The sequence below is a fragment of the Halalkalibaculum sp. DA3122 genome (genome assembly GCF_043951865.1).
In the GTDB taxonomy this organism is placed as follows: Bacteria; Bacteroidota; Rhodothermia; order Balneolales; family Balneolaceae; genus JAMQKA01.
On record NZ_JBINJF010000013.1, the window covers coordinates 55,584 to 78,587 of the forward strand.

Consider the following 23,004-nt stretch of genomic DNA (forward strand, 5'->3'; position numbering starts at 1 on the left):
TTTAATGCAGTTAATATTTTTATGATTTGACAAGATAGATCATGGGATTCTGCGGAACGCCGTTTTTCCATATTTCTATGTGCAAATGAGGTCCGGTACTTAATGTTCCGACGTTACCCACAGTTCCAAGGATATCACCCTTAAGGACGATATCACCAACCTCCTTAGACAGGCTTGATACATGTTTGAAAATACTGACGATGCCGTTTTCGTGCTGAACGTGAACCACATACCCGTAATTCATTGTCCAGTAATAGTTGATCACGGTTCCATCGGCCAGTACCTGAAATGGAGCATCCTCACTCGTGGCTATATCGATTCCGAAATGACCCGTTGCCTGGTCAAAGCCGCGCGTGAGCGTGCCCTGTACCGGGAACGGAGCCGGGAAGCTGGGGCTTTGTTTTAAGAGCCCTGAAAAAATAATCTCCTGACGGGAGAATATTTCGCTGTTTACCGCTGGACCTGAAGGATCAGAAGAGGCCCACATCTCTGGTTCATTTCGAGAGACGGTAGATGGAATACTTCCCTCTATATTAAAGGTCGTATCCTCCCCTTCAGCCAAGACCTGCTGTATTTCCCGAAGTTGCCGGTCGCGGGCACGTAGTGAATCCTGTAAAGATGATATTCTTTTTGATATTTCGATGACAGAACTTCGCAGTTCTTCATCTTGCTTGTCATGTATAAGAGAACCCAAAGGGGTAAACATTACAAAAAAAATTAAAATAACTGAAAAAAGGGCCAGAGACAGGTAATACAGCCCAAATAATTTGGTGGGACGGAACTCAAAACTGTTTGAGCTCTCCGGTTCATCATCATCGAGGAGTATAACCGTAAGAGCCTTTTTCCTGAACTGAAACAGCTTTTTTATAAAATCTAGCATACCCATCTACTTTTAGTATTTCGTGAATAATCCGGGCTAAGTCAATTTAGACGACTCCATTAATCAGTCATCCCTGCTTCAAGGAAGCGCCGGTTAACCTGCATTCTCACCAAGATATTGGTTTGTACGCAAGGCGACGGGGAAATCGGGAACCGAAACGTATCGTCATACGTAGAGTGAGCGATTTCCATCATCAACGCAGCATACGAAACAATTTCGCAGCTGGCTACACACTGTTATATTATTTTTAACGTAAGTTGGTTATAGCTTCCAGCTTTAACATCGTTTCTTAACTTCCTGGAGCAGGCCTTTAATCTCCCCGTGGGGGAGCCCCGCCGAAGGCGGGAGGGATATTATTCTATGTTAGGCCTGCACCTCCCGACCCAATCGCCAGACCCATGCGATTGGCCACCCTCCTCGGGGAGGGACTGTTTTCTTGCCATTCCAAGGCAAACAGGCACCCGGGTGAGACAATTATGTCGAACTCAGGTTATTTTTGATTCTATAAATAAATGTAATCCACTGTATATCAAAGCTTTACAAGAAATATTAAATTAACCTCGTGAGAAATTCAGGTTAGGCCTCCGGGGTGGGGCCACGGTAATTAAACGGTACATCAAATTGATCTTCCGATGAAATCGTGCCGTGTTCCTTTTCGTAACGACTCACATTTTCGGCCAGTGCGTTGGAAAGGCGTTTGGCGTGATCGGGCGTCAGCACCATCCGCTTTACCACTTTGGCCTTGGGCACTCCCGGCATGACTGATATGAAATCCAGGATAAATTCGGAATTGGAGTGAGTGATCATTACCAAGTTTGAGTAGGTCCCGGATGCTTCTTCCTCCGGAAGCTCAATTTGCATCTGCTCTTTGTTAAACTCGTTGGTTTGATCTGACATTGTATCAACTTTATGTTCTGAGATTAAAGAATTTTTCCGTTTTGACGACTACTCCTCTTCCAGGAAACCATGCTTTTTCATCCACTCGTCATTATAAATTTTTGAAACATACTGCGAACCACTGTCGGGAAGAATAATCACCATCAGGTCGTCTTCCCCGAACGGGTTTTCCCGAATATATTCCAGCGCACCATAAACCGCCGCCCCGCACGACCCGCCGACAAACAGCCCCTCCTGCCGGGCCAGTGTTCGGGTAAAGGTCAGGGCGTTCTCATCATTGACCTGCACGACCTCGTCCAACAAGTCGAAATCCATGTTCCCGGGAATGATATCTTCCCCGATGCCCTCCGTCAAGTAGGAGTGGATCACGCTCTTGTCAAATTCACCGGTTTCAAAATAATGTTTGTAGACCGACCCGACGCTGTCAACCCCGATCACCTGGATATCAGGGTTCTGTTCCTTCAGGTATTTAGCCGCACCGCAGATCGTTCCCCCGGTGCCCATACCGGCTACATAGTGTGTCACTTTCCCCCCGGTCTGATCCCATATTTCCGGTCCCGTGGTCTCGTAATGGGCCTGGGTGTTGCTCATATTGTCATACTGGTTGGGATAGAACGAGTTGGGAATCTCTTCATTCAGCCGTTTGGCCACCGAATAGTAGCTCTTGGGATCATCGGGCTCGACATCGGTGGGACACATCCGAACCTCGGCTCCCAGTGCGCGAAGCTTGTCGATCTTTTCCTTGCTCTGCTTGTCCTGCGTGGTAAAAATGCACTTGTACCCTTTAACAGCCGCCGCCAGGGCCAGCCCCATCCCCGTATTCCCGGATGTTCCCTCAATGATGGTGCCACCCGGTTTCAACAGTCCGTTTTCTTCCGCATCTTCAATCATTTTTACCGCTATCCGGTCCTTGACGCTCAATCCCGGATTCAGATATTCAACTTTGGTCAGCACCGTTCCCAAAACGCCTTCTGTCACCTTGTTAAGTTTCACCAGCGGGGTATTGCCGATTGTTTCTAGAATGGAATTATAGTACATATTCAAGATTTAATAGATGTTGCTTCTGTTTTAACTGATAGAAAGGGAATATAGGAAAATTGCCTTACCAACTCGAATATCAAATAAGGGATTAATCAGAGATCCGATTTTATGGATAGACAAAAATGTTTTACTTTTGAGATTCAACGCAGAGACCGATACCAAACGAAGCAACCATTACATGTTTATTGAACAAAGCAAGCCAAAAGATTATGATTGCGGTTACAACCTGGACCTGATGATCGCGGCCCTTCCCCGCATCAAAGATGAGGATGAGCGGCTGGAGTACGCCAAGCGGGCGGTGGGCTTAATCAAACAAAGTCATCCCAGCTGGGTGGATGACAACGGGAATAGCGAGGCTGCGTGGGAGCATTTTTTTCACCTGGCAGAATACGACCCGGAGGAATACGGCATCTACAACCCCTACACCTCGGGAAGTAACGATGATGCGCAGTAGGTACAGAAACCACTTTCATTTGTGCGGGAGAGCCTGATGTTATTAAATATGCAATGCAATCAGCCGACTACTGACCATTTTCAGGCCTCGGGTCAACAACTTAAAACTGTACCGCACGAATAAACAGGTCATAACATACATTACCCGGCATGCTGGTTTACAGGATGAAGTTCAGTCTCCTGCTGGGCCTGTTCAAATTCCTGGTCCAGCAGCCCGAAGACGAGCTTGTCACAATATCCATCATCCCTGCGAAGATGCTCACGTAGTTTGCCTTCCTGCCTGAACCCCAGCTTTTGTACTTCCTCAATCCACGTGGTATTAAAATCGAAGGCCGCCGTGCACACCTTGTGCATCTCAAGTTCATTAAAGCAGTAGGCCAGTGTTTTCCGAAGGGCTTCCACTTCATACTTTTTACCTGTGTATTTTCGATCTCCTATGGAGCATTTCACATAGCAGCGCCGGTTCTGCGGATCAATTTCGTGCAGATCCACAATGCCGATCAGCTTGCCATTCCCGGATAGATGTATTTCAAAAAGATCTGCCGTCGCATTTTTTTCATCGACCACCGATTTGATATGCCGTAAAAAGGATTCGAAGCTTTCAACCTTGTGGATATCCTCAGAATCAAAGTAGTTCAACTCCTCATCATTGCTCCACTTGTAGTGAAGGGCCACATTCTGCTGGTCGAAAGGCTTTATAGTAACCATAAAAGATCCTTTTTTCTTACCCCTGTTAACGTGTTTTCAAACTAGTTAGCCAAATTAATTCCTCTAATTGTCCCAAACTTCAATGTTTTTTGCAAGCCGAAATTTGTTAAAAATTAGCGGTTGCGTTATGGAATCTTCAATTTTCAATTTATATTGAAAGTAATGAATGTCAAAACGTCAATTTTCTCGAACCACATGAGCGATTCTGCTTCAGTTTCCGATACAGACGGCCAGCTGATGCTATCCGAGTATTTGGAAAGATCTGATCTTCAACATTTCATACAACAGGTTACAGCTCCAGATGCGAACAAACAATTTATCTCGTTTACGTTCCCCGTACCCCGGTTTGATCCCCTGGCCTGCCTCGAAATCCTGTCTGAGTCCACCAGCGAGTTCAATTTTTACTGGGAAAAACCGGATCAGGAACTAGCGCTTTCGGCGGGAGGTGAGCTGGAAACCATTCGCGACGAGGGGGGAGATCGCTTCAGGGATATCGCCCGGCGGGTTGCTCAAATTGAACAGTCATCGGCCAGTTTTACCCTTTGTAACCACTCCCTGTCCGGGATCCATTTTCTGGGAGGATTTTCATTCTTTGACAATGTTAAAAGCCGCTGGTGGAAGCCGTTTGGGTCGGGATCCCTGACGGTTCCAAGATGGCAGCTGATACGGGAGGGAAAGCTGGGGCTTTTGACGATTAATATGAAACTTGATGACGGAGAGGACCAGGCGGCTGCCAGCAAAAAACTGGCATCGCAGTTACACAGGTTTGAACAGCTCTTCCGTCTGAATATGAAACCGCCTCCATTCACGTCCAACACTATTAATCTGGAAGAGCATACCGTACCCGCCGATCAACCGGAAGCGGAATGGACCAAAATCGTTGAGGAGGCCAAAGAGCTCATCAACAACAATGCATTCGACAAGATTGTCCTTGCCCGCGAAGTTGTCAGGACAACCCGGCAGCCGATCAGTCCCACACAGGTGCTGAATACGTTGCGCGGGCAGTACCCCGCCTGCTACAATTTTCTCATCCAGAACAGCGAAGGGAAATCTTTTCTGGGATGTTCCCCGGAACGGCTGGTATCGTTCCAAAAAAACTACCTGCTGACCGATAGCCTGGCCGGGAGTGTCTCTCGCGGGAAAACGGCCACTGAGGATATCCACCTGGAAAAATTCCTGTTGAACAGCTCAAAGAACAGGAGCGAACACCAGTTTGTGACCGATGCCATTGAAAAACACCTTGCGCCATTTATCCGAAAAATTGAACGTGCAGATCAGCCGGACGTAAAAAAGCTGAAGAATGTTCAGCACCTCCATACGCCGGTGCGGGCCTGGCTCAAGCAGGATACCGACCGCTATTCCATCCTGGAAAAACTGCATCCCACTCCCGCAGTTGGCGGCCATCCGCGAGACCGGGCTGTCCCTTACATAAGCAAGCTGGAAAATTTTGACCGCGGCTGGTATGCGGGTCCGGTTGGCTGGTTTAACCTCAACGGGGGCGGGGAGTTTGCGGTGGCTATTCGCAGCAGCCTTGTCGACGGCAACAAAGCACGCTTGTTTGCAGGATGTGGAATTGTCAAAGACTCCGATCCCCGGACCGAATGGGAGGAGACGAACCTGAAGCTCATGCCAATTCTTGCAGCACTGGAAAGTAATGGAGACAGACAAGCAGAATAAAGCCTTTTTCTGGGCTACCATTTTTTTGCGGGAACTGTATGCCGACGGCGTATCTCAGGTTGTTATATCCCCGGGATCGCGATCTACACCACTTACTATGGCGGCCGCTGTGCACCCGGGATTCACCACGCGCACCGTACTGGATGAACGCTCAGCAGCCTACATGGCACTTGGCATGGCCAAAAGCGCCGGGGTTCCCGCCGTCCTGATCTGCACCTCGGGCACGGCCGCAGCCAACTATTTTCCCGCCATCATCGAGGCGCGCCACTCGGGAGTCCCGCTGCTGGTACTCACTGCCGACCGACCGCCCCACCTCCGGAATGCAGGAGCTTCCCAGGCGATCGATCAACTCAAAATTTATGGTGACTACCCGGTCTTTTTTCATGAGGCGGGAGAACCGGTTATGGAGCCGGAAGATATCAAACGCCTGAAAATGGCTGCCTCGCAAAGTGTCACCCTCTCGTTACGCCGGGGTGGACCCGCTCATGTCAATTTCCCCTTCCGGAAGCCGCTGGAGCCCACTCCCTCGTTTGTAGAAAAGATCGAGGCAGAAAACCGTCTGCTCATTGACCAATCCCCTGCTCCCCAGACCTCCGTTTTCCGGACAACAGGCTCCCCTTCGGTTCCTGACGAGATCAGATCACTTATTTCAGCATCTGCCCGCCCTGTTATTGTCAAAGGTCCGGGCGGCGTGCAGCCAGATCTGGATCCGGCTGTCTCCCTGGCGGAAGCGTTGTCGGCCCCGCTGCTGGCGGAATTCCCGGCAACAGGTCATCCCAACATAATCTCCGGATTTGACGGATTTTTAAGGAATCGCTCGCTGCGCCAGAAACTAAAACCCGATCTTGTCCTGCGATTCGGCATGCAGCCGGTAAGCAAAGCCCTGGAGATCTACCTGTCGGCGTTTGATGATATTCCTCATCTTTATTTCGGGGAACTGGAAGAATGGCAGGACGCTACGCACGCAGTCAGTCACCGACTGGAAGGACCGGGAAAACAGGTGGGCAAATCGCGGGATTATACAAAAGCGGATCCAGGGTGGATACATTCCTGGAAAACAGCAGAGCGAACGTTCAATGCATTCCGGCAAGAGCAGCTGGAACCCGTGAATAAACTGGGTGACGGTCACGTCTTTTACTACCTGAGCCGGCAGATTCCCCGTTCATGGAATGTATTCCTGTCCAACTCGTTCCCCGTGCGCGACTGGATGCTGTTTGCGGGATCTCCCCCCCATCCCACCTTCGTAAATCGGGGCGCCAGCGGCATCGACGGGATTATATCAACATCCACAGGTGCCACGCTAGCCGGCAAAAAGCCGGGCGTTCTTTTTATCGGGGACCTGGCTGCACTGCATGACAGCAATGCGCTCCTGAGTGCAGCCGAACTGGAGGAACCGCTGGTGATTGTATTATTGAATAATAAGGGGGGGAATATTTTTCGCATGCTGCCTGTATATGAACATAAAAAGCTGTACCTCCCCTATTTTGAGACGCCTCAAAACGTTAATTTCCGAGGCCTTGCCACTGCTCACAACCTCCCGTTTTCAGTAATCAGAACCGTGGACCAATTGAATCAAATTCAGTTAACCCATTTCACAACTCCCGGAATACACCTTCTGGAGTGTAAAACCGATTCGAAATGTTCGATGGAGCTGAGACATAAACTCTGGAATTTTTCTTCGTAACGCCATGAAAGTGATTATCAACCGTATTTCCTATCATCTGGTAAAGCATCAGCAGGATCCCTCCCTGCCCTGCCTGCTTTTACTGCATGGATTTATGGGCAGTGGCAGAGTCTTTGACCATCTCATCAAGCCGCTATCCCGATTCGTCAATCCCGTTACTCTTGATCTGCTAGGCCATGGCCGTACCCCGGGGGCCGATTCGGCAGAGCGGTACCACGTTGACTATCAACTTGAGGATCTCCACTCCATCGTAAGCTGCCTGAACAAAGAAAAAATATTTATACACGGCTACAGCATGGGCGGGCGACTGGCATTGCGTTATGCCCTGCAACATCCCGAGACGGTCGCCGGACTGATACTGGAAAGTACCAACTACGGTATTACGGATCCCTCGGAAAGAGACCGCCGCCTGAAACTTGATGAGCAACGGGCGGCGGCCATAGAATCGGACTTCAGCCATTTTCTTTCCGACTGGCAGCAACTCCCGCTTTTCAGGCACCAAGCCGACATTCCCGAAGAGATGGTGTCGTCATACAAAGCGATCCAGCAGCGCCAGGATCCCGTTAACATGGCCCGCAGCCTGCGCGGATTTGGGACGGCACGCATGCCACCGGTGAAACACAGCCTGTTCCAGCTTTGCATGCCTGTTCTGCTGCTGGCAGGGGAGAATGATAAAAAGTACCGTAACATCCTCAATGAGATGGATCAGGATATTCCCAAGAGTAAATTTCATATTATAAGAAAGGCCGGGCACCGTATTCACCTGGAACACCCCCGGGCATTTATTGACCAGGTAAAGGCGTTTGTCTTTTCTTCTGCCTGCAACAGCTGACAAAACCCGGTCCCCAAAAAAAAGACCAGCATGAAATACATTTTTTTAACGTCACATTAAGCAACTGATCCCCAAATTAAGTGTTACCGGCAGCGCCTAATCCGGATTATTCACCAAGAAATTTGGGCTATATATGATTTTCGATATATCAAACAATACCAAAGGGGTAACCTTTTTTTATAATTTCGTGAGAAATCCGGGCTAACTCTTCAAAATTACAGCATTGACATTATGAGTACAGAATGGAATACCGTAAAAAATTATGATGACATCACCTTCAAGAAAAAGAAGGGCATCGCACGCATTGCGATTAACCGGCCGGAGGTACGCAACGCCTTTCGCCCGAAAACACTTTTTGAACTGCAGGAAGCATTTCTGAATGTCCGGGAAGACACCAGCATCGGGGTGGTGCTGTTGACAGGTGAAGGACCCTCCGCCAAGGATGGCAAATGGGCGTTTTGTTCGGGAGGCGACCAGCGCGTGCGCGATAAACTCGGGTACAAGGATGATGAGGGCACCCCCCGCCTCAACGTGCTGGACCTGCAGCGCCTGATCCGGTTTATGGGGAAGGTCGTTATTTGTGTAGTTCCGGGCTGGGCTGTCGGGGGCGGACACAGCCTGCACGTGGTGTGTGACCTAACCATTGCGAGCAAGGAGCACGCCATTTTCAAGCAGACCGATGCCGACGTAGCCAGTTTTGACGGGGGATACGGCTCCGCCCTGCTTGCGCGACAGGTGGGACAAAAAAGGGCGCGGGAAATTTTCTTTTTGGGGCGAAGCTACTCCGCGCAGGAAGCCTACGAGATGGGCATGGTCAACGCGGTCGTTCCGCATGAAAAGCTGGAAGAGACGGCCTGCCAGTGGGCTCAGGAGATCCTTGCAAAGAGTCCCACGGCTATCCGCATGATCAAATACGCGTTTAACCTGTTGGATGACGGCATGGTGGGCCAGCAGGTCTTCTCCGGCGAAGCCACCCGCCTGGCCTACATGACCGATGAAGCCAAAGAGGGCCGCGATGCGTTCCTTGAAAAGCGCAAACCCAACTGGGATGATACTCCCTGGATTGGATAATCTACTTAATAAAAAAGCCCCGTGCTTTTATCCACGGGGCTTGCAAATCGAGTTTATCGGTTCTTAGCCGGTAGCAAGCTTGGTCGTTTTGATAATACGAGCAGCTACCTTGTAAGGATCGGCGTTGGAAGCCGGGCGGCGATCTTCCAGTCGTCCTTTCCAGCCCTCTTCTACAGTAGGGACCGGGATACGAATGGAAGCACCGCGGTCAGAAACGCCGTAACTAAACTTGTCGATAGACTGCGTTTCGTGCTTGCCGGTCAGGCGCTTGTCGTTGTCGGCACCATACACGGCAATGTGCTCTTGAATATGATTACCAAACTCTTCGCAGACCTTGGTCATCAGTTCTTTACCGCCTTTGTCACGCATTGCGCCATTAGAGAAGTTTGCGTGCATTCCGGAACCATTCCAGTCGGTATCACCCAGCGGCTTGGGATGCCAGTCGATAACGATACTGTACTTTTCGGCCGTCCGTTCAAGCAAGTATCGCCCAACCCAGATTTCATCTCCTGTTTTGGCCGCACCTTTTCCAAAAATCTGAAACTCCCACTGGCCGGCAGCTACCTCGGCGTTCGTACCTTCCACGTTCAAGCCTGCTTCAAGGCACAAGTCCAGGTGCTCGTCCTTCAGTTCGCGGCCGAACGCGGCATCAGCGCCCACGCCACAGTAGTACGGTCCCTGCGGGGCGGGATATCCACCTTCAGGGAAACCCAGCGGAAGGCCGGTATCGGGATCAATCATAAAGTATTCCTGCTCAAATCCGAACCAGAAATCTTCGTCCTCGTCGTCGATGTGAGCACGCCCGTTGGTCTCGTGAGGAGTCCCATCCGCATTGAGTACTTCTGTCATTACAAGATAGCCATGCTTTACGGCAGGATCTGGATAGATGGCAACCGGTTTTAAGATGCAATCAGAAGCCTCGCCGGTAGCCTGCTCAGTTGAGCTTCCGTCAAATGACCAGTTAGGTACATCCTCGAGATCTCCGCTGAAATCATGCAAAATACGGGTCTTGCTTCTCAGAGTTTGCGTTGGTTTGTAACCATCAAGCCAGATGTATTCAAGTTTAGAATATGCCATGTGAGTTTCAGTAATTAGTTGTTGTTTGGATGTTATGCTTATAATTAAACATTCAGAATGAGAAGTGCCTTGTCAGCAACTAATTATTATTGCATAATTAATCAGTCGAATGTTTCTGCCATCTACATATGAATGTTCAGGCAGAATGACAATCTGCAACTGAATTTAGTTTCCGTCGGTTCAACCATTCGTTGCCGAGCACTTCAAATTCGTTTCCAATAAAAAACTTTTTATTCATATAATCAACAAATATTTAGCTTCTTTTTCTTTTTTGCATAATTCATTAATGCTATGCAAACTATTGAGCCTAATTTTTTAATACTCTAGTCCGAATCGCACGGATTCAACGGATACCCCGTTTCACCGGAATTTCGTTTAAAAACAACTCCTTAAAGCCTTAACTTCCGCTAACCGAAATTTCAACTGTCAGACGAATATTTGTGAGTAACAACAACTTCAAGATCTGGATTGCGGCGGCCCGCCCCCAAACGCTTGCAGCTGCTTTTGTCCCGGTTTTTGTGGGTGTGGCGCTTGCGTTGAACGATCGGGTTTTTGATGCGCTTCCCAGCATGGTGGCACTGGTCTGTGCACTTCTGATCCAGGTCGGTACCAACTTTGCCAACGATTATTTCGATTTTAAAAAGGGTGCTGATACGGATACACGCATAGGATTTGAGCGTGCCACCGCCTCGGGACTGGTCTCCGCTCGCCAGATGCTTTTTGCCACCGTTATTACCATGGGACTTGCGTTCCTGCTAGGGCTGTACCTTGTGTGGCACGCCGGATGGATTATTCTCCTGATCGGTGTGTTATCGCTGATCTGCGGCGTGCTTTACACGGGCGGACCTTTCCCGCTTGGTTACAATGGGCTTGGGGATATTTTCGTATTTATCTTTTTCGGAATTGTTGCGGTTATGGGCACTTATTATGTAAATGCCCTGCAGTGGTCCGTCTCTTCTTTCTGGGCCTCACTGGCGGTTGGCGCTCTTTCCACCAATATTTTGGTAGTGAATAATCTTCGGGATATTGAGCAGGACCGCCCCGCCGGCAAGAATACCATCGGGGTCCTGTTCGGGGAAAACGCCCTCCGGTTCGAGTACCTTTTTATGCTGCTGATCTCGCTGGCCATTCCCCCCCACTTTTTCTTCCGGCTGGAGTATGGATGGCCTGCCTTCCTCCCGTACCTGACAATACCCGCCGCGCTGCTGCTGCTCAAACAGATATGGACGGAAACCGACAAGCGCAAGCTCAATGACACGCTCGAACGCACCGCACAGTTTATGACGATATTCGGTCTCCTGTTTGGTATTGGAATTATTCTCGGATAGCCATGAATATTCAGCTTTACCAATATCGGTTCCCGTTCAAGCAAACCTTTGTCACCGCTTCTGACTCCTATACCGAACGGGAAGGGATCATTTTTATACTGCGTCACAAGGGGATCGAAGCATATGGAGAGGCAGCCCCCCTGCCCGGTTTTTCAGGAGAATCGCTCCATGAGGTGCGGCGCTACCTGGCTGTTCACAACAGCAGCTTTCATGCATACATCCGGGAAGCGGTGCAAAAATACGAAACCGGGATGCACCACCTGCTGCCGGTACTCCCCTCCTCCCTGGCTTTCGGGCTCGACACGCTGCTGGCTGACTACTGGTCAAAAGCCAAACAGGTTCCCCTGCCGAAAATGCTTTTCAAAAAATCGCGATCCCAAATTACAGTCAATGCCACACTGCCGATCGACAAGAAAGAGGCGCTGCTTGCCCGGGCCCTGGCATACCGGGAGGCGGGATACCGAACCATAAAACTCAAAGTCGGTGCCGATTTCAGCCACGAGCTTGCAGTAATAAAAGCATTAAGGAGTCGATTTCCTGATCTCAATATCAGGATAGACGCCAACCAGGGCTGGAGCCCGGAGGAGGCGGCCAACCAACTCGATAAGCTGACCCCGCTGCGGATCGAGTATTGCGAAGAGCCGCTGAAGCAGCCAACCCCGGCCGGCCTGGCAAAGCTCCGGCAAAGCGTCACCATCCCGATTGCGCTCGACGAGTCGTTATACTGCAATAAAGATGTCGACGACTGGATTAAAAGCCGTTGTGCTGACATCCTGGTGGTTAAACCGATGGTCCTGGGAGGATTCAAAAGTTTTTTTGAAACATTTCGCCTTGCTGACAATCATGATTACAAACTCGTCGTTACGACATCGCTGGAAGGCGGCATCGGCCGGATGATGACGGCTATTTTGGCAGCCGGTGCCGGTTCTACAGCACTTGCACAGGGACTGGCTACAGGAAACCGCCTGGCCCTGGATGTCTGGAATGATCAACCATACATTAAAAACGGGACCATGCATCTACCTGAAAAAGAAGGCCTCGGCATGCAGTTTAACCCGGAAAAGCTTGCACCTGCAGTTAAAAAGATAGAGCTGTAATCGTGGATAAAGATACTGCTTCCATCCCCTCATTTGGCACACCGGACCCCGAAAACCTGTTTTTAGCGTCTGCAGAGGGCCTGTATTCCTATCACCAGCTCAACCGCTATAGAACCTATCTCATGCACCGGCTCCAGGATTTCGATATCAGCGGCAGCCGCCCCGTGGGCTTTGTGGCCAATTCGTGTGACGAGCTGGTTATGGCTGTCGCCTCCTGCTGGAAAAGCGGCTTGCCATTTGCCTGTTTTAACCCCTCTTCTCCTGCACAGGAGCTGGAGGCACAAATTACGGAGCTGAATCCCGCCCTGCTTATAACGCAGGGAGATCTGCCACTCTCACCAGAAAAATTGCCGCCGGTTCTTTCGATTCAAGAACTCAGCCTGGAAAACGCATTCAGAAACGAACCGGGCGACTCCACAGTATCACCGGGTTTCAGCTTTGACCCCGATCCTGATCAAGTATTTGGATACTTTTTTACTTCCGGAACCTCCTCTTCAGCCAAGATTGTCCCTCTCAGGCGCCGGCAGATGCTTTTCGCCGCCCGCGCCTCAGCCCGGAACTTCCGTCCCGATTCCAACCATTTCTGGCTTCTTTGTCTCCCCCTAAACCATGTGGGAGGAATTTCCATCATCATCCGATCGCTCCTGTACGGGTCCGGTATTTACCGGATGAAAAAGTTCGATGAGCAGATGGTTGGCACATTTCTCTCGGAAAACAAGCTGTTCCAGGCTGCTTCTCTTGTCCCCACCATGTTGAAGAGACTGATCGACATCCCCGCTTTCCGGACGCACCCGACATTCAAGGCGATATTACTTGGCGGGGGACCTATTTCCACCGCGCTGCTGGAGCGGGCCGTCGCCAAGGGCGTGCCGGTAGTGGCCAGCTACGGCATGACTGAAACCTGTGCGCAGATTGCGGCAAATCCCCTGTTGAAACCGAGTGGCACCTATATTCCAAGGAAAAGTGTGGGACCCATTTTTGAACCCAATGATATTCAAATTCGGGATGAGGGCGGCACTGCCGTGAAGGGAAATACCCCGGGACTGATCTGGCTTAAAGGGCCGCAGGTGTTTGACGGCTACCTGAACAAAGACCTGACCCGGCAGAGATTTGATGAGCAAGGCTGGTTTAATACCGGAGATTTTGGATATTTAAACGGCAACAGGCATCTTTTTATCGAATCGCGCCGATCTGACCTGATTATCACGGGCGGCGAAAATGTATCGCCCTACGAGGTGGAAGAGCAACTGGAAAGGCTGGAGACGATCCGGCGAGCAGCTGTTACCGGTATTCCTGACGAAGAGTGGGGCGAGCGGGTGGTGGCTGCCGTAGTCGTTGAAAAGGGAGCCCCCTTTGATCCGGAAGCGATCCGTGAGAAGCTTGAACAACGGTTGATTGCCTATAAAATCCCCAAACAGATTTTAGCCGTCGGGGAACTGCCCACCAACAGAACCGGCAAAGTTATTCGATCAGAGCTTCCCAGTTTATTCAAATAATTTTACTTAAAAATATTTGCAACTCCCGACAATACTTAATAGATAGTGGAGCGAAAGCTTAACCCGGATTATTCGCTAAACAGTACAGGTAAGGTTAAGCCATTGATGTCCTTGCACGTAAGAAAAACTGCCTGTTGCTTTAAATTTGAGTATTGCCGAAAATAGCCGCGAAATTCAGTCGTGGCACTTCTCAGAAGGGAAAGTGATGTGCTGAAGGTGCAAAAAAGTACCTTCCAGCCCTCATTTTTCCTTTGCCTCGCACATAACTAAATTTTCTGGTGAATAGAATAATTCGGGTTTAGAAACGGGAGCCGGGATACAAGGTACAGCTAGCGCAGCCACATGAACACACTATGACGGCTGAACTATGTCGTTCTCCGGGGACTATCATCTCCTTTTTCTTGATTGACAGCTATTACAATACAGATGCTCAAAGAACGCGTGTTACCAGTACGATGAGACAAATACATAACGCAAACAACTATTTTTTTAGCTGCGACTGGGGAACCACCTCCTTCCGCTTATCCCTGGTGGACTCCAACACCCGGAACGTGATTTATCAACACGATACTTCGGGCGGCGTCAAGAACCTGTTCGGCCGATGGTCCCGGGATCCCGGGCATCCGGATCGAGAAACTTTTTTCCTGAATTACCTGGAAGATCAGATTCGGCAGGTTGCGGATCAGGTCAGTCCAACTCTTAAAAATATCCCTGTTCTCATTTCGGGGATGGCCTCCTCAAGTATCGGGATTGTTGAACTGCCGTACGCCCGGGTGCCCTTCTCTCTCGCCGATGCTTCTGTGTCATCAAGGCTGATTCCCCGTTCCGACCACAATACCCGCGATATTTTACTCATTTCCGGGGTCCGGAGTTCCAGTGACGTGATGCGCGGGGAAGAGGTTCAACTGTTGGGGCTGGCGGCCGGATTTTCCCTGGAAAATGCTGTCGCCGTCATGCCCGGCACCCATAGCAAGCATGTCTTTATCAGGCAACAGCAAGTCACAGATTTTAAAACCTACATGACTGGAGAAGTTTTCGAACTCCTTTCATCCCGGAGCGTGTTGTCTGATTCCGTTTCTTCCGGCGACATACTGCATACCGATGCCTTCCTGGAGGGGGTTAAAAAGGGCTGCGAAGAGAACCTGCTGCACGCACTGTTTGAGGTCAGGACCCGGGATCTGCTTGCGGGAGTGGAGCCGGCACCAAATTTTGATTTTTTGAGCGGTTTGATCATCGGAAGTGAGGTAGGGGATCTCCTAAGCATATCTCCGGGTGATCTATACATTATCGGGAGCGATCCGCTCAACACGCGATATAAAACCGCACTCGAATATCTGGATTTTAATCCCGAAACGGTGCCAAATCCCGGTGACCTGATCATACAGGGACACCTTAAAATCATAAACCGGAATACTTAACTCACGCAATCTATGGACCAATCGATCTATCTTCTGCTAGTCACGCTATGCTCTATCGCACTACTGCTCGTGATGGTAACCCGCCTGAAAATCCACGCGTTTGTGTCTCTGCTGCTGACCAGCGCCTTTGTGGGTCTGGCCGCGGGTATGGGCTTTGATGAAGTTCTGGTCAGTATTGAAGAGGGAATGGGAGGTATTCTCGGTTTTATCGCCATCATCGTAGGACTCGGATCGATTTTGGGCAAACTTCTTGAAGTATCCGGGGGAGCAGAAACACTGGCGCGAACCATTGTACAGACATTCGGCAGCGACCGAACCTCCTGGGGACTAACTCTTACCGGATTTATCATCTCCATCCCGGTATTCCTGGATGTGGGATTCATTATCCTGGTCCCTATCGTCTATGCGCTGGCCCGGAAAACAAAAAAATCCACCCTGTTCTATGCGATCCCCTTATTGGCGGGCATGGGAGTTACGCACGCCTTTATTCCTCCCACTCCCGGACCCATTGCAGTAGCAGACATCCTTTCCGTTCCACTCGGCTGGGTGATTTTATTCGGGGCTATCACCGGCATTCCCGCGGCTATTCTCGCAGGCCCTGTCTTTGGTCACTATATCGGTAACAAGATTCACGTTGATCCCCCCGACTTCAGTGAAACGGCCGAAGAATCGGTCACCGAAACCAACAAGAGCGACTTTTTTATGATTTTGACGGTGATCCTGCTCCCGCTCGTCTTAATTGTGCTGGCAACACTACTGGACCTGCTGGTAGAGGAGGGAACCATAGCAGAGGGCATTCTTATTATTGAAATTCTTCAGTTTATCGGCCATCCCTTCAGTGCCTTGACCATCGCAACCTTGATGGCGGCCTATTTCCTGGGATACAAGAAGGGTTTTACCGGGAAAGAGGTCCTCAAATTCACGGACAAAGCGCTAGCCCCGGCCGGCCTTATCATCCTGGTGACGGGTGCGGGAGGCGTGTTCAAGCAGATACTGATTGACAGCGGTGTGGGCGAAGCGCTTGCAGAGCTGCTGCTCGCATACAACATCACCCCGATTATTCTGGCCTACATCATGGCGGTCGTTATCAGAGTCACCCAGGGATCCGCTACCGTGGCGATGGTAACTTCCGCTGGAATGGTGGCCCCCATTATGAGTGAATTTACCCTGAGCTCCCCGGAAAAAGCCCTGGTCGTGGTGGCCATAGCTGCCGGTTCCAGTATCCTGTCGCACGTCAACGACAGCGGCTTCTGGCTGGTCAACAAGTACCTTGGACTTACGGAGAAACAGACCCTTAAATCGTGGACTGTGATGATGACCATCATTTCATTAACCGGCTTTGCCATGGCCCTGACCATGTCATACCTGTTTTTCTGAGCAAAACATCCCACACTCCAGGTCAGGGAGCAAAAGTGGCAGCCCGGCATAATAGTGTAAATATTCAAAAAATAATCTGACATGAGGCTGATTCAGTTCAAAAAAGAAGATTCAAACCGGTGTGTCGGTGTTGTTGAAGATGGTGAGGTTTACGAACTTCACACGGTTTCATCCACATACGACCTCTTTCATCATTCGGCAGGGAATCAGGTATCCCTTCGGGAGGCTGCGCAAGAGCTAATGTCCAGTATCCGGCACCCTTATACTCAGTTGGTGGAAGAGGGTAGAATTTTGCTGCCCCTCGACCACCCGGACCCCTACCACATCTGGATTACCGGTACCGGCTTGACACATACGGGCAGCGCCGAGTCTCGCGATAAAATGCACAGGGAGCTGAAAGAGAGCGACGAAAGCGAGCTGACCGACTCTATGCGCATGTACCGAATGGGATGGAAGAACGGTGTTATGGAGGGCGAAAAGCCGGCTTCACAGCCTGAGTGGTTCTACAAGGGCAATGGGCTTATGGCAACGCCTCCATACGAACCCATTCGGTCACCCGGTTTTGCCCTCGACGGTGGAGAAGAACCCGAAATCGCCGGTCTGTACATCATAGATCCGGACGGCAAGCCACAGAGGCTCGGCTTTGCCCTGTCAAATGACTTTTCGGATCATAAAATGGAGCAGATCAACTACCTGTATCTTGCCCACTCCAAGCTTCGTCCCTGTTCTTACGGACCGGAACTGCTGACTGGACCCCTGCCAAAACATATTACCGGGAGAAGCCGGATTTACAGAAATGATGAAGTTCTCTGGGAACGTGAGTTTTTGACTGGAGAGGATAACATGACCCACAACATCGCCAATATTGAGCATCACCACTTCAAATACGATCTGTTTTGCCAGCCGGGCGATGTCCATATCCATCTGTTTGGCACGTCCGTTTTAAGCTTTGGAGATGGTATCGAAACAAAAGACGGAGACCTTTTTGAAATTGAGGCCGACTGTTTCGCTCACCCGTTGCGAAATAGATTGGAGACAGGGTCCTGACTTTATTTCGTACTGCGTATTGGTGGAGATATATTTAAAAGAAGAGTTACCATCTGAAATTCCACTTCGCAGGCTGTTCTGCCAGGGCCACACTGGGAAATGGGCTAATGTCCACAAAGTTTTACGCCTAATCCAAGCTACGAGGCACTTTGTACCACCTCTGGGTCAAAAGAAAGCAAAAATATAGAATGTCAATTCGCTATCCAGACTAATTGCCTGACAATTCACTATGCCTTGTTAACACTATGGTACGCTGCGTCTGTGTAGTGTTAACCCGAATTATTCACAATCATACTAAAATAGATATATAAGTCATTGATATTGTTTGATATATCGGAAATCATCTATAGCTCAAATTTGGGTGCCGTAGCAACGGGCTGCAAAATTTGTCCGTGCACGTCGTTGTCCCGACGAATGGCTCCTCGACGTATCTTAACACGCCTGCTGGTGCCATTGTCGGGACGCCTCGTGCACAACCAAATTTCTTGGTGAATAATCCGGGTTAGCAAGACCTGATCAATTATCAGCTTTTTTCAATGATTCTCTCACAATATCAACAATACTGCCAAAGTCGCCTTCCCTGATCTTGTCTTTGGGAGCAAGCCACGACCCGCCTACTGCCACAACGCTCGAACAGTCCAGATAGTCGCTCATATTGCGGGCACTAACGCCCCCCATCGGGATCAGCTGGAGTCCTTTATGCAGGTACGGGCCTTCCAGGTTGCGGATATAGTCCGTTCCTCCCGCCGTCTCTGCAGGAAACAGCTTCAGGAGTTCAGATCCTGCATTCCACGCTGCTTCAATTTCAGAGGGAGTCATTATCCCGGGAATAAACGGCAATTTATTATCGCGGGCGGCCCTGACCACGCGCTCGCTAAATCCCGGGGAGAGTCCAAAAGCAGCACCGGCATCCTTTGCTGAACGAACCTGACGCGCATGAAGAATCGTACCCGCGCCCACCTTCAGTTCGGGAAAACAACGGGCAATCGCTTCGATGGCTGCTAATGTAGCATCGGTCCGGAAGGTTACCTCCATAACATTCAGGCCCGCTTCCAGGTAGGCTTCTGCCAGGCGTTTAGCTGAATCTTCATCGGCGAGGGTGACGGCGGGGAGGATCTTTTTATCAAACAAATGCTTCATAAACCGGTCCTCTAATTACAGGATTGAACCATCATATCGGTATTAGTAGCGCAAACTAAGAAATCGTTATGAATCGTTCACCTAAGCCTCCAGGTGAGCCAGACCCTTTACCCCGATATCGCTGCGATAATAGGCGTTTTCAAAATTTATTTTCTCTATTTCGGCATAGGTAGATTTGATCGCTTCCTGCAGCGTGTCTCCTGAACCCACGACATTGAGCACGCGCCCACCGTCGGTAACCAACTGCCCATTTTTGATCGCCGTGCCTGCGTGAAATACAAGCACATCTTCAGACACCTCACCGATGCCCGTAATAGGCTTGCCCTTTTCATAGGCTTTGGGATAACCGCCCGATGCCATCACCACGCAGCAACGGTACCGGTCATCGATCTTAATCTGCTTCTCTGCCAGCTCGCCAGAAGCCGCTGCATCCAGCAGTTCCAGCAGGTCAGACTGAAGGGAAGGAAGTATCGCCTGGCATTCGGGATCTCCGAAACGGCAGTTATACTCCACTACTTTAGGCCCTTCATCCGTAATCATCAGTCCACAGTAAAGAATGCCCTTGTAAGGCGTTTCATCCAGCAACATGGCAGATATCGTGGGCAGCACAATCTCTTTTTCCACCTTCATAAGCAGGTCTCGGGTCATCACCGGAGCGGGACAGTAAGCCCCCATTCCTCCCGTGTTGAGGCCGGTATCCCCCTCTCCTATTCGCTTGTGATCCTGTGCATTGTGGATAATTTTGGCCGTTTCGCCGTCCGAGATAACAAAAACGGAGGCCTCTTCTCCCTCCAAAAACTCTTCAATAACCAGTGTTTCGGCAGCATCGCTCAGCTTGGCATCCTCTTTCAGCTGCCTCAGCCGTTTCTTCACTTCATCCTCGGTCTCGCAGATAAAGACTCCTTTTCCGCCGGCAAGTCCGTCAGCCTTAAGTACCACCGGGTATTCATCGCGACGTTGAACGTAGCTCAATGCCTCATCAAACTCATCCTTTTCAAAACTTACATAGTCCGCGGTGGGAATACGATTTTTCTCCATGAAGTTATTGGCAAATTTTTTGCTTCCCTCCAGCTGGGCGGCCGATTTGGACGGACCAAAGACCTTGTGTCCCTTCTCTTCCAGGAGATCGGTGATTCCCTCTACGAGAGGTTTTTCGGGACCGACAACCGTCAAATCCACATCGTTATCTTCAATAAACGCCAGGATCTGTTCATGGTTAGAGAGGGAGAGATCCACATTTTTACCCACTTGCGCCGTACCGGGATTTCCGGGTGCGATGTAAAGGGCATCAAGTTTGGGAGACTGTTTAATCTTCCATGCCAGGGCATGTTCGCGGCCGCCACTTCCGAGTAGTAATACGTTCATCTGTTTGTTTTGAACAATTACGAAGTTTGAGGTTAAATGTGCTGGGAATCAGTTGTCAGTTGTCAGTTGTCAGAAGCTGCTGATTTCTAAAGGCTGTGTCAAGAAATAACCAAAATACTGCATATTTAGCACTATTTATGAAACAACGGCTCAACCAGTACGCAATACCACGGTGCAACTTCACGGAATGCCGGCACCAATTCCCAATGAAACAATATTCACCGACACTCTGATCACTGATCACTGGTCACGGACAGCTGTTCCGCTATCCGGATGATATCGGCAAAACTTTCGGCCTGGAGGCTGGCACCGCCGATCAGTCCCCCATCCACATCCGGTTGGCTCAGCAGCTCTTCTGCGTTATGCGGCTTCATGCTGCCGCCGTAGAGGATGCGAATCTGCGCACCGATCTCTTCATTATAAAGCTCCTTCAATTCTCCCCGGATCATATCATGCATCTCCTGGGCCTGTTCCGGGGTCGCCGTTTCCCCGGTCCCGATAGCCCACAGCGGTTCATAGGCGACGACCACCTCTCCGGCTTCGGAAGTCTCCACCTCGTTGAATGCGGCCTGCACCTGTTTTTTTACCAGGTGGACATGCTCACCCGCTTTCCGCTGTTTAAGAGATTCTCCCACGCATACAATCGGTTTCAATCCTTCCTCAACCGCTTTCTTAACTTTTAGGTTGACGGTTTTATCCGTTTCCCCAAAATACTCGCGCCGCTCTGAGTGTCCGACAATCACATACTCACAGCCCACTTCTTTCAGCATTCCGGCGGTTATTTCGCCGGTGTAAGCTCCTTCATCCTCGTAGTGCAGGTTTTGGGCACCGAGGTACAATCCAAAATGTTTGCGAACTTTGTCGGCAGCCGCCTCCAGCGAAATAAAAGGCGGGCACACCAACGCATCCAGGCTTTCCGGGATGTCGGGTATCTCTTCATTTAGCCCGGTCAACAGCGATCGCGTTGCGGCGGGTCCATTGTGCATTTTCCAGTTTCCGGCGATAAGAAATCGTCTCATGAGGCTGGTTCTTCGGTCTTAATTATGGTTTGAATTCCCTGTATTACATCCTGGTATTCCTCCCCGATATACTTGCGTACAATCTCACCGTTTCGATCAACGAGAAAACGGGTCGGTACCAGGCGAATATTAAATTTTTCAATTACTGACTGGCGGTCAAAGGCCTCCGCGGAGGCAACCGGCCAGGCTTTTTCACGCTCGCTAAAAAAGGCGTCAATCGTTACCTGGCTCTGGTCGAGCGGAATGGTTACCACTTCCAGTCCAAAGTTCTTGTAAATATTGTGAATCACAAATGTGCGATCGTACTGGTTTTGGTACAACCGGTTTGAAAGGAGGGTGATCTCCAGGATATAGGGGGTTCCCAGTAGCGAGTCGCGACTGATCAGCTTCCCGTTGTTTTTAAAGGCAAAGGGCGGAATCGTATCGCCCGGGGAAAGGTAATTCAGATCGTATTCGATGCCCTCCACCCAGCTTTTTACCGATCTGTTATCCCCAAACCGCTTCTTAAATTCAGCCAGTTGTGATTTCGCCTGGTCCACCCTCGCGCTGTCGTACAGCAGCTTTATCTGTTCTTGCTGAATATTCATGCTGGCAACCGAGTCCTCCGTGATCGTTTGCAGGCTGTCCAGGTACTGCAAGGTGTGGTTCAGCCCCTTGTTTTCGGCAAGATAGCTGGTACCGTAGCGGGCGGCCACCGCTGCCAGCTGATCATTGTCCTGCACCTCTCGGAGCTTCTGCATCATCTGCCGTCCATCGAGAGAGCCGTAGATATCTATTGCATCCACGGCAGCCATTCTGCTGGCCAGGGTTCCCGTTTTGTTTTCGTAAATCTCCCAGTACAGATCGGCAAATTTTTGCAGCTCGGTTCGGGCGCTATCTCCTTTCAGGACGCCACGCTGGATGAAACTTACAACACGCTGGTAGTTCTGGTTAACCCGCCGATACTGGCCAAGTGCCTCGTGCTCGGCAGAGTTAATAGTCAATGCCTGTTGGAATCCGGGAAGCTCTGCCTCAATACGGAGGGTATCTCCATCGGCAAGGATCACCGATGCCTGCCCGAGCTGCTGCTGGTTACGATCGATGCGGAGCGTATAAAACTGTTTTTCAGGGAACATGGCCACGCCCGAAAAATGTCCCGTAGAGTCGGTTACCTGGAAGAACAGCGTATCCGCATCCGCCTGGGCCGAATCTTTTTTGGTGATGGAGACTTCGATGCCGGAAAAGTCGCGGCTGCTGTCAACAGAATCTGCCACCGTTATAGTCCCCATCACCGGTGCAGAAGGCTGCACCTGCTGCTGGTCAAACGTGCAGGCGCTCAACAATAACGCCCCCGCTGTAACCAGGAGTACGGGAAATAAACCAGATTTTGACTGCATGCGCTGACGCAGGTTGAGATA

General features: G+C 50.3%; 19 protein-coding genes and 1 pseudogene. 11 read left to right on the forward strand and 9 right to left on the reverse strand.

Annotated features, from left to right (window positions below):
- Positions 1-19: 19 nt before the first annotated feature.
- From ACG2F4_RS10500 to ACG2F4_RS10510, 3 genes and pseudogenes are all read right to left on the reverse strand, one after another.
- On the reverse strand, positions 20-880 hold the full coding sequence (locus ACG2F4_RS10500; RefSeq protein WP_395260512.1) for a M23 family metallopeptidase: 861 nt from the start codon (positions 878-880) through the stop codon (positions 20-22).
- Positions 881-1,456: 576 nt separating this feature from the next.
- Positions 1,457-1,777 carry a DUF3467 domain-containing protein gene (locus tag ACG2F4_RS10505; RefSeq protein ID WP_395260514.1) on the reverse strand — a complete coding sequence of 107 codons (321 nt, stop codon included), beginning with the start codon at positions 1,775-1,777 and terminating at the stop codon, positions 1,457-1,459.
- Positions 1,778-1,828: 51 nt separating this feature from the next.
- Positions 1,829-2,815 (reverse strand): annotated as a pseudogene (locus ACG2F4_RS10510) (PLP-dependent cysteine synthase family protein); the annotation flags it as partial.
- Positions 2,816-2,951: 136 nt separating this feature from the next.
- On the opposite strand from ACG2F4_RS10510, the gene ACG2F4_RS10515 reads away from it, so the two are divergent.
- Positions 2,952-3,272 (forward strand): DUF4290 domain-containing protein, encoded by a 321-nt coding sequence (locus tag ACG2F4_RS10515; protein WP_395260516.1) that lies wholly within the window; start codon positions 2,952-2,954, stop codon positions 3,270-3,272.
- 140 nt (positions 3,273-3,412) lie between these two features.
- On the opposite strand, the gene ACG2F4_RS10520 is transcribed toward ACG2F4_RS10515, so the two are convergent.
- Positions 3,413-3,979: a GNAT family N-acetyltransferase gene (locus ACG2F4_RS10520; RefSeq protein ID WP_395260517.1), complete on the reverse strand. Its 567-nt coding sequence runs from the start codon at positions 3,977-3,979 to the stop codon at positions 3,413-3,415.
- Between the two features lie 195 nt (positions 3,980-4,174).
- Between ACG2F4_RS10520 and ACG2F4_RS10525 the strand changes: the two genes are divergently transcribed.
- From ACG2F4_RS10525 to ACG2F4_RS10540, 4 genes are all read left to right on the forward strand, one after another.
- Complete coding sequence (locus tag ACG2F4_RS10525) at positions 4,175-5,656, forward strand: isochorismate synthase MenF (protein ID WP_395260519.1); 1,482 nt, start codon at positions 4,175-4,177, stop codon at positions 5,654-5,656.
- Positions 5,634-7,340 (forward strand): 2-succinyl-5-enolpyruvyl-6-hydroxy-3-cyclohexene-1-carboxylic-acid synthase, encoded by a 1,707-nt coding sequence (gene menD / locus ACG2F4_RS10530; RefSeq protein ID WP_395260520.1) that lies wholly within the window; start codon positions 5,634-5,636, stop codon positions 7,338-7,340. Before ACG2F4_RS10525 ends, menD begins: the two co-directional genes overlap by 23 nt.
- 4 nt (positions 7,341-7,344) lie before the next feature.
- Positions 7,345-8,172: a 2-succinyl-6-hydroxy-2,4-cyclohexadiene-1-carboxylate synthase gene (gene menH, locus ACG2F4_RS10535; RefSeq protein WP_395260522.1), complete on the forward strand. Its 828-nt coding sequence runs from the start codon at positions 7,345-7,347 to the stop codon at positions 8,170-8,172.
- Positions 8,173-8,403: 231 nt separating this feature from the next.
- Positions 8,404-9,243: a 1,4-dihydroxy-2-naphthoyl-CoA synthase gene (locus ACG2F4_RS10540; RefSeq protein ID WP_395260523.1), complete on the forward strand. Its 840-nt coding sequence runs from the start codon at positions 8,404-8,406 to the stop codon at positions 9,241-9,243.
- A 63-nt stretch (positions 9,244-9,306) separates the two neighbouring features.
- Here ACG2F4_RS10540 and ACG2F4_RS10545 read toward each other — a convergent pair whose 3' ends face one another.
- Positions 9,307-10,320 (reverse strand): glutamine synthetase beta-grasp domain-containing protein, encoded by a 1,014-nt coding sequence (locus ACG2F4_RS10545; RefSeq protein WP_395260525.1) that lies wholly within the window; start codon positions 10,318-10,320, stop codon positions 9,307-9,309.
- A 440-nt stretch (positions 10,321-10,760) separates the two neighbouring features.
- On the opposite strand from ACG2F4_RS10545, the gene ACG2F4_RS10550 reads away from it, so the two are divergent.
- The 6 genes from ACG2F4_RS10550 to araD1 all read left to right on the forward strand — a co-directional run bounded on the left by ACG2F4_RS10550 (position 10,761) and on the right by araD1 (position 18,083).
- Entirely contained in the window at positions 10,761-11,648 is an 888-nt protein-coding gene (locus ACG2F4_RS10550) for a 1,4-dihydroxy-2-naphthoate polyprenyltransferase (protein ID WP_395260527.1), read from the forward strand.
- 2 nt (positions 11,649-11,650) lie between these two features.
- Complete coding sequence (gene menC / locus ACG2F4_RS10555; protein WP_395260529.1) at positions 11,651-12,745, forward strand: o-succinylbenzoate synthase; 1,095 nt, start codon at positions 11,651-11,653, stop codon at positions 12,743-12,745.
- A gap of 2 nt (positions 12,746-12,747) precedes the next feature.
- Positions 12,748-14,241, forward strand: coding sequence for a class I adenylate-forming enzyme family protein (locus tag ACG2F4_RS10560; RefSeq protein ID WP_395260531.1), 1,494 nt, complete (start codon positions 12,748-12,750; stop codon positions 14,239-14,241).
- 455 nt (positions 14,242-14,696) lie between these two features.
- Positions 14,697-15,659: a 2-dehydro-3-deoxygalactonokinase gene (locus ACG2F4_RS10565; protein ID WP_395260533.1), complete on the forward strand. Its 963-nt coding sequence runs from the start codon at positions 14,697-14,699 to the stop codon at positions 15,657-15,659.
- Positions 15,660-15,671: 12 nt separating this feature from the next.
- Positions 15,672-17,036, forward strand: a complete 1,365-nt coding sequence (locus ACG2F4_RS10570) for a GntP family permease (RefSeq protein ID WP_395260535.1) — start codon at positions 15,672-15,674, stop codon at positions 17,034-17,036.
- An 81-nt stretch (positions 17,037-17,117) separates the two neighbouring features.
- The gene (gene araD1, locus ACG2F4_RS10575; RefSeq protein WP_395260537.1) at positions 17,118-18,083 is read left to right on the forward strand and encodes an AraD1 family protein; all 966 of its coding nucleotides are present in this window, start codon (positions 17,118-17,120) and stop codon (positions 18,081-18,083) included.
- A 516-nt stretch (positions 18,084-18,599) separates the two neighbouring features.
- Here araD1 and ACG2F4_RS10580 read toward each other — a convergent pair.
- The 4 genes from ACG2F4_RS10580 to ACG2F4_RS10595 all read right to left on the reverse strand — a co-directional run bounded on the left by ACG2F4_RS10580 (position 18,600) and on the right by ACG2F4_RS10595 (position 22,983).
- On the reverse strand, positions 18,600-19,223 hold the full coding sequence (locus ACG2F4_RS10580) for a bifunctional 4-hydroxy-2-oxoglutarate aldolase/2-dehydro-3-deoxy-phosphogluconate aldolase (protein WP_395260539.1): 624 nt from the start codon (positions 19,221-19,223) through the stop codon (positions 18,600-18,602).
- A gap of 81 nt (positions 19,224-19,304) precedes the next feature.
- Entirely contained in the window at positions 19,305-20,588 is a 1,284-nt protein-coding gene (purD, locus tag ACG2F4_RS10585) for a phosphoribosylamine--glycine ligase (protein WP_395260541.1), read from the reverse strand.
- A 233-nt stretch (positions 20,589-20,821) separates the two neighbouring features.
- Entirely contained in the window at positions 20,822-21,607 is a 786-nt protein-coding gene (gene tpiA, locus ACG2F4_RS10590; RefSeq protein WP_395260542.1) for a triose-phosphate isomerase, read from the reverse strand.
- Positions 21,604-22,983 (reverse strand): TlpA family protein disulfide reductase, encoded by a 1,380-nt coding sequence (locus ACG2F4_RS10595; RefSeq protein ID WP_395260544.1) that lies wholly within the window; start codon positions 22,981-22,983, stop codon positions 21,604-21,606. The genes tpiA and ACG2F4_RS10595 overlap by 4 nt, the downstream gene beginning before the upstream one ends.
- Positions 22,984-23,004 lie beyond the last annotated feature (21 nt).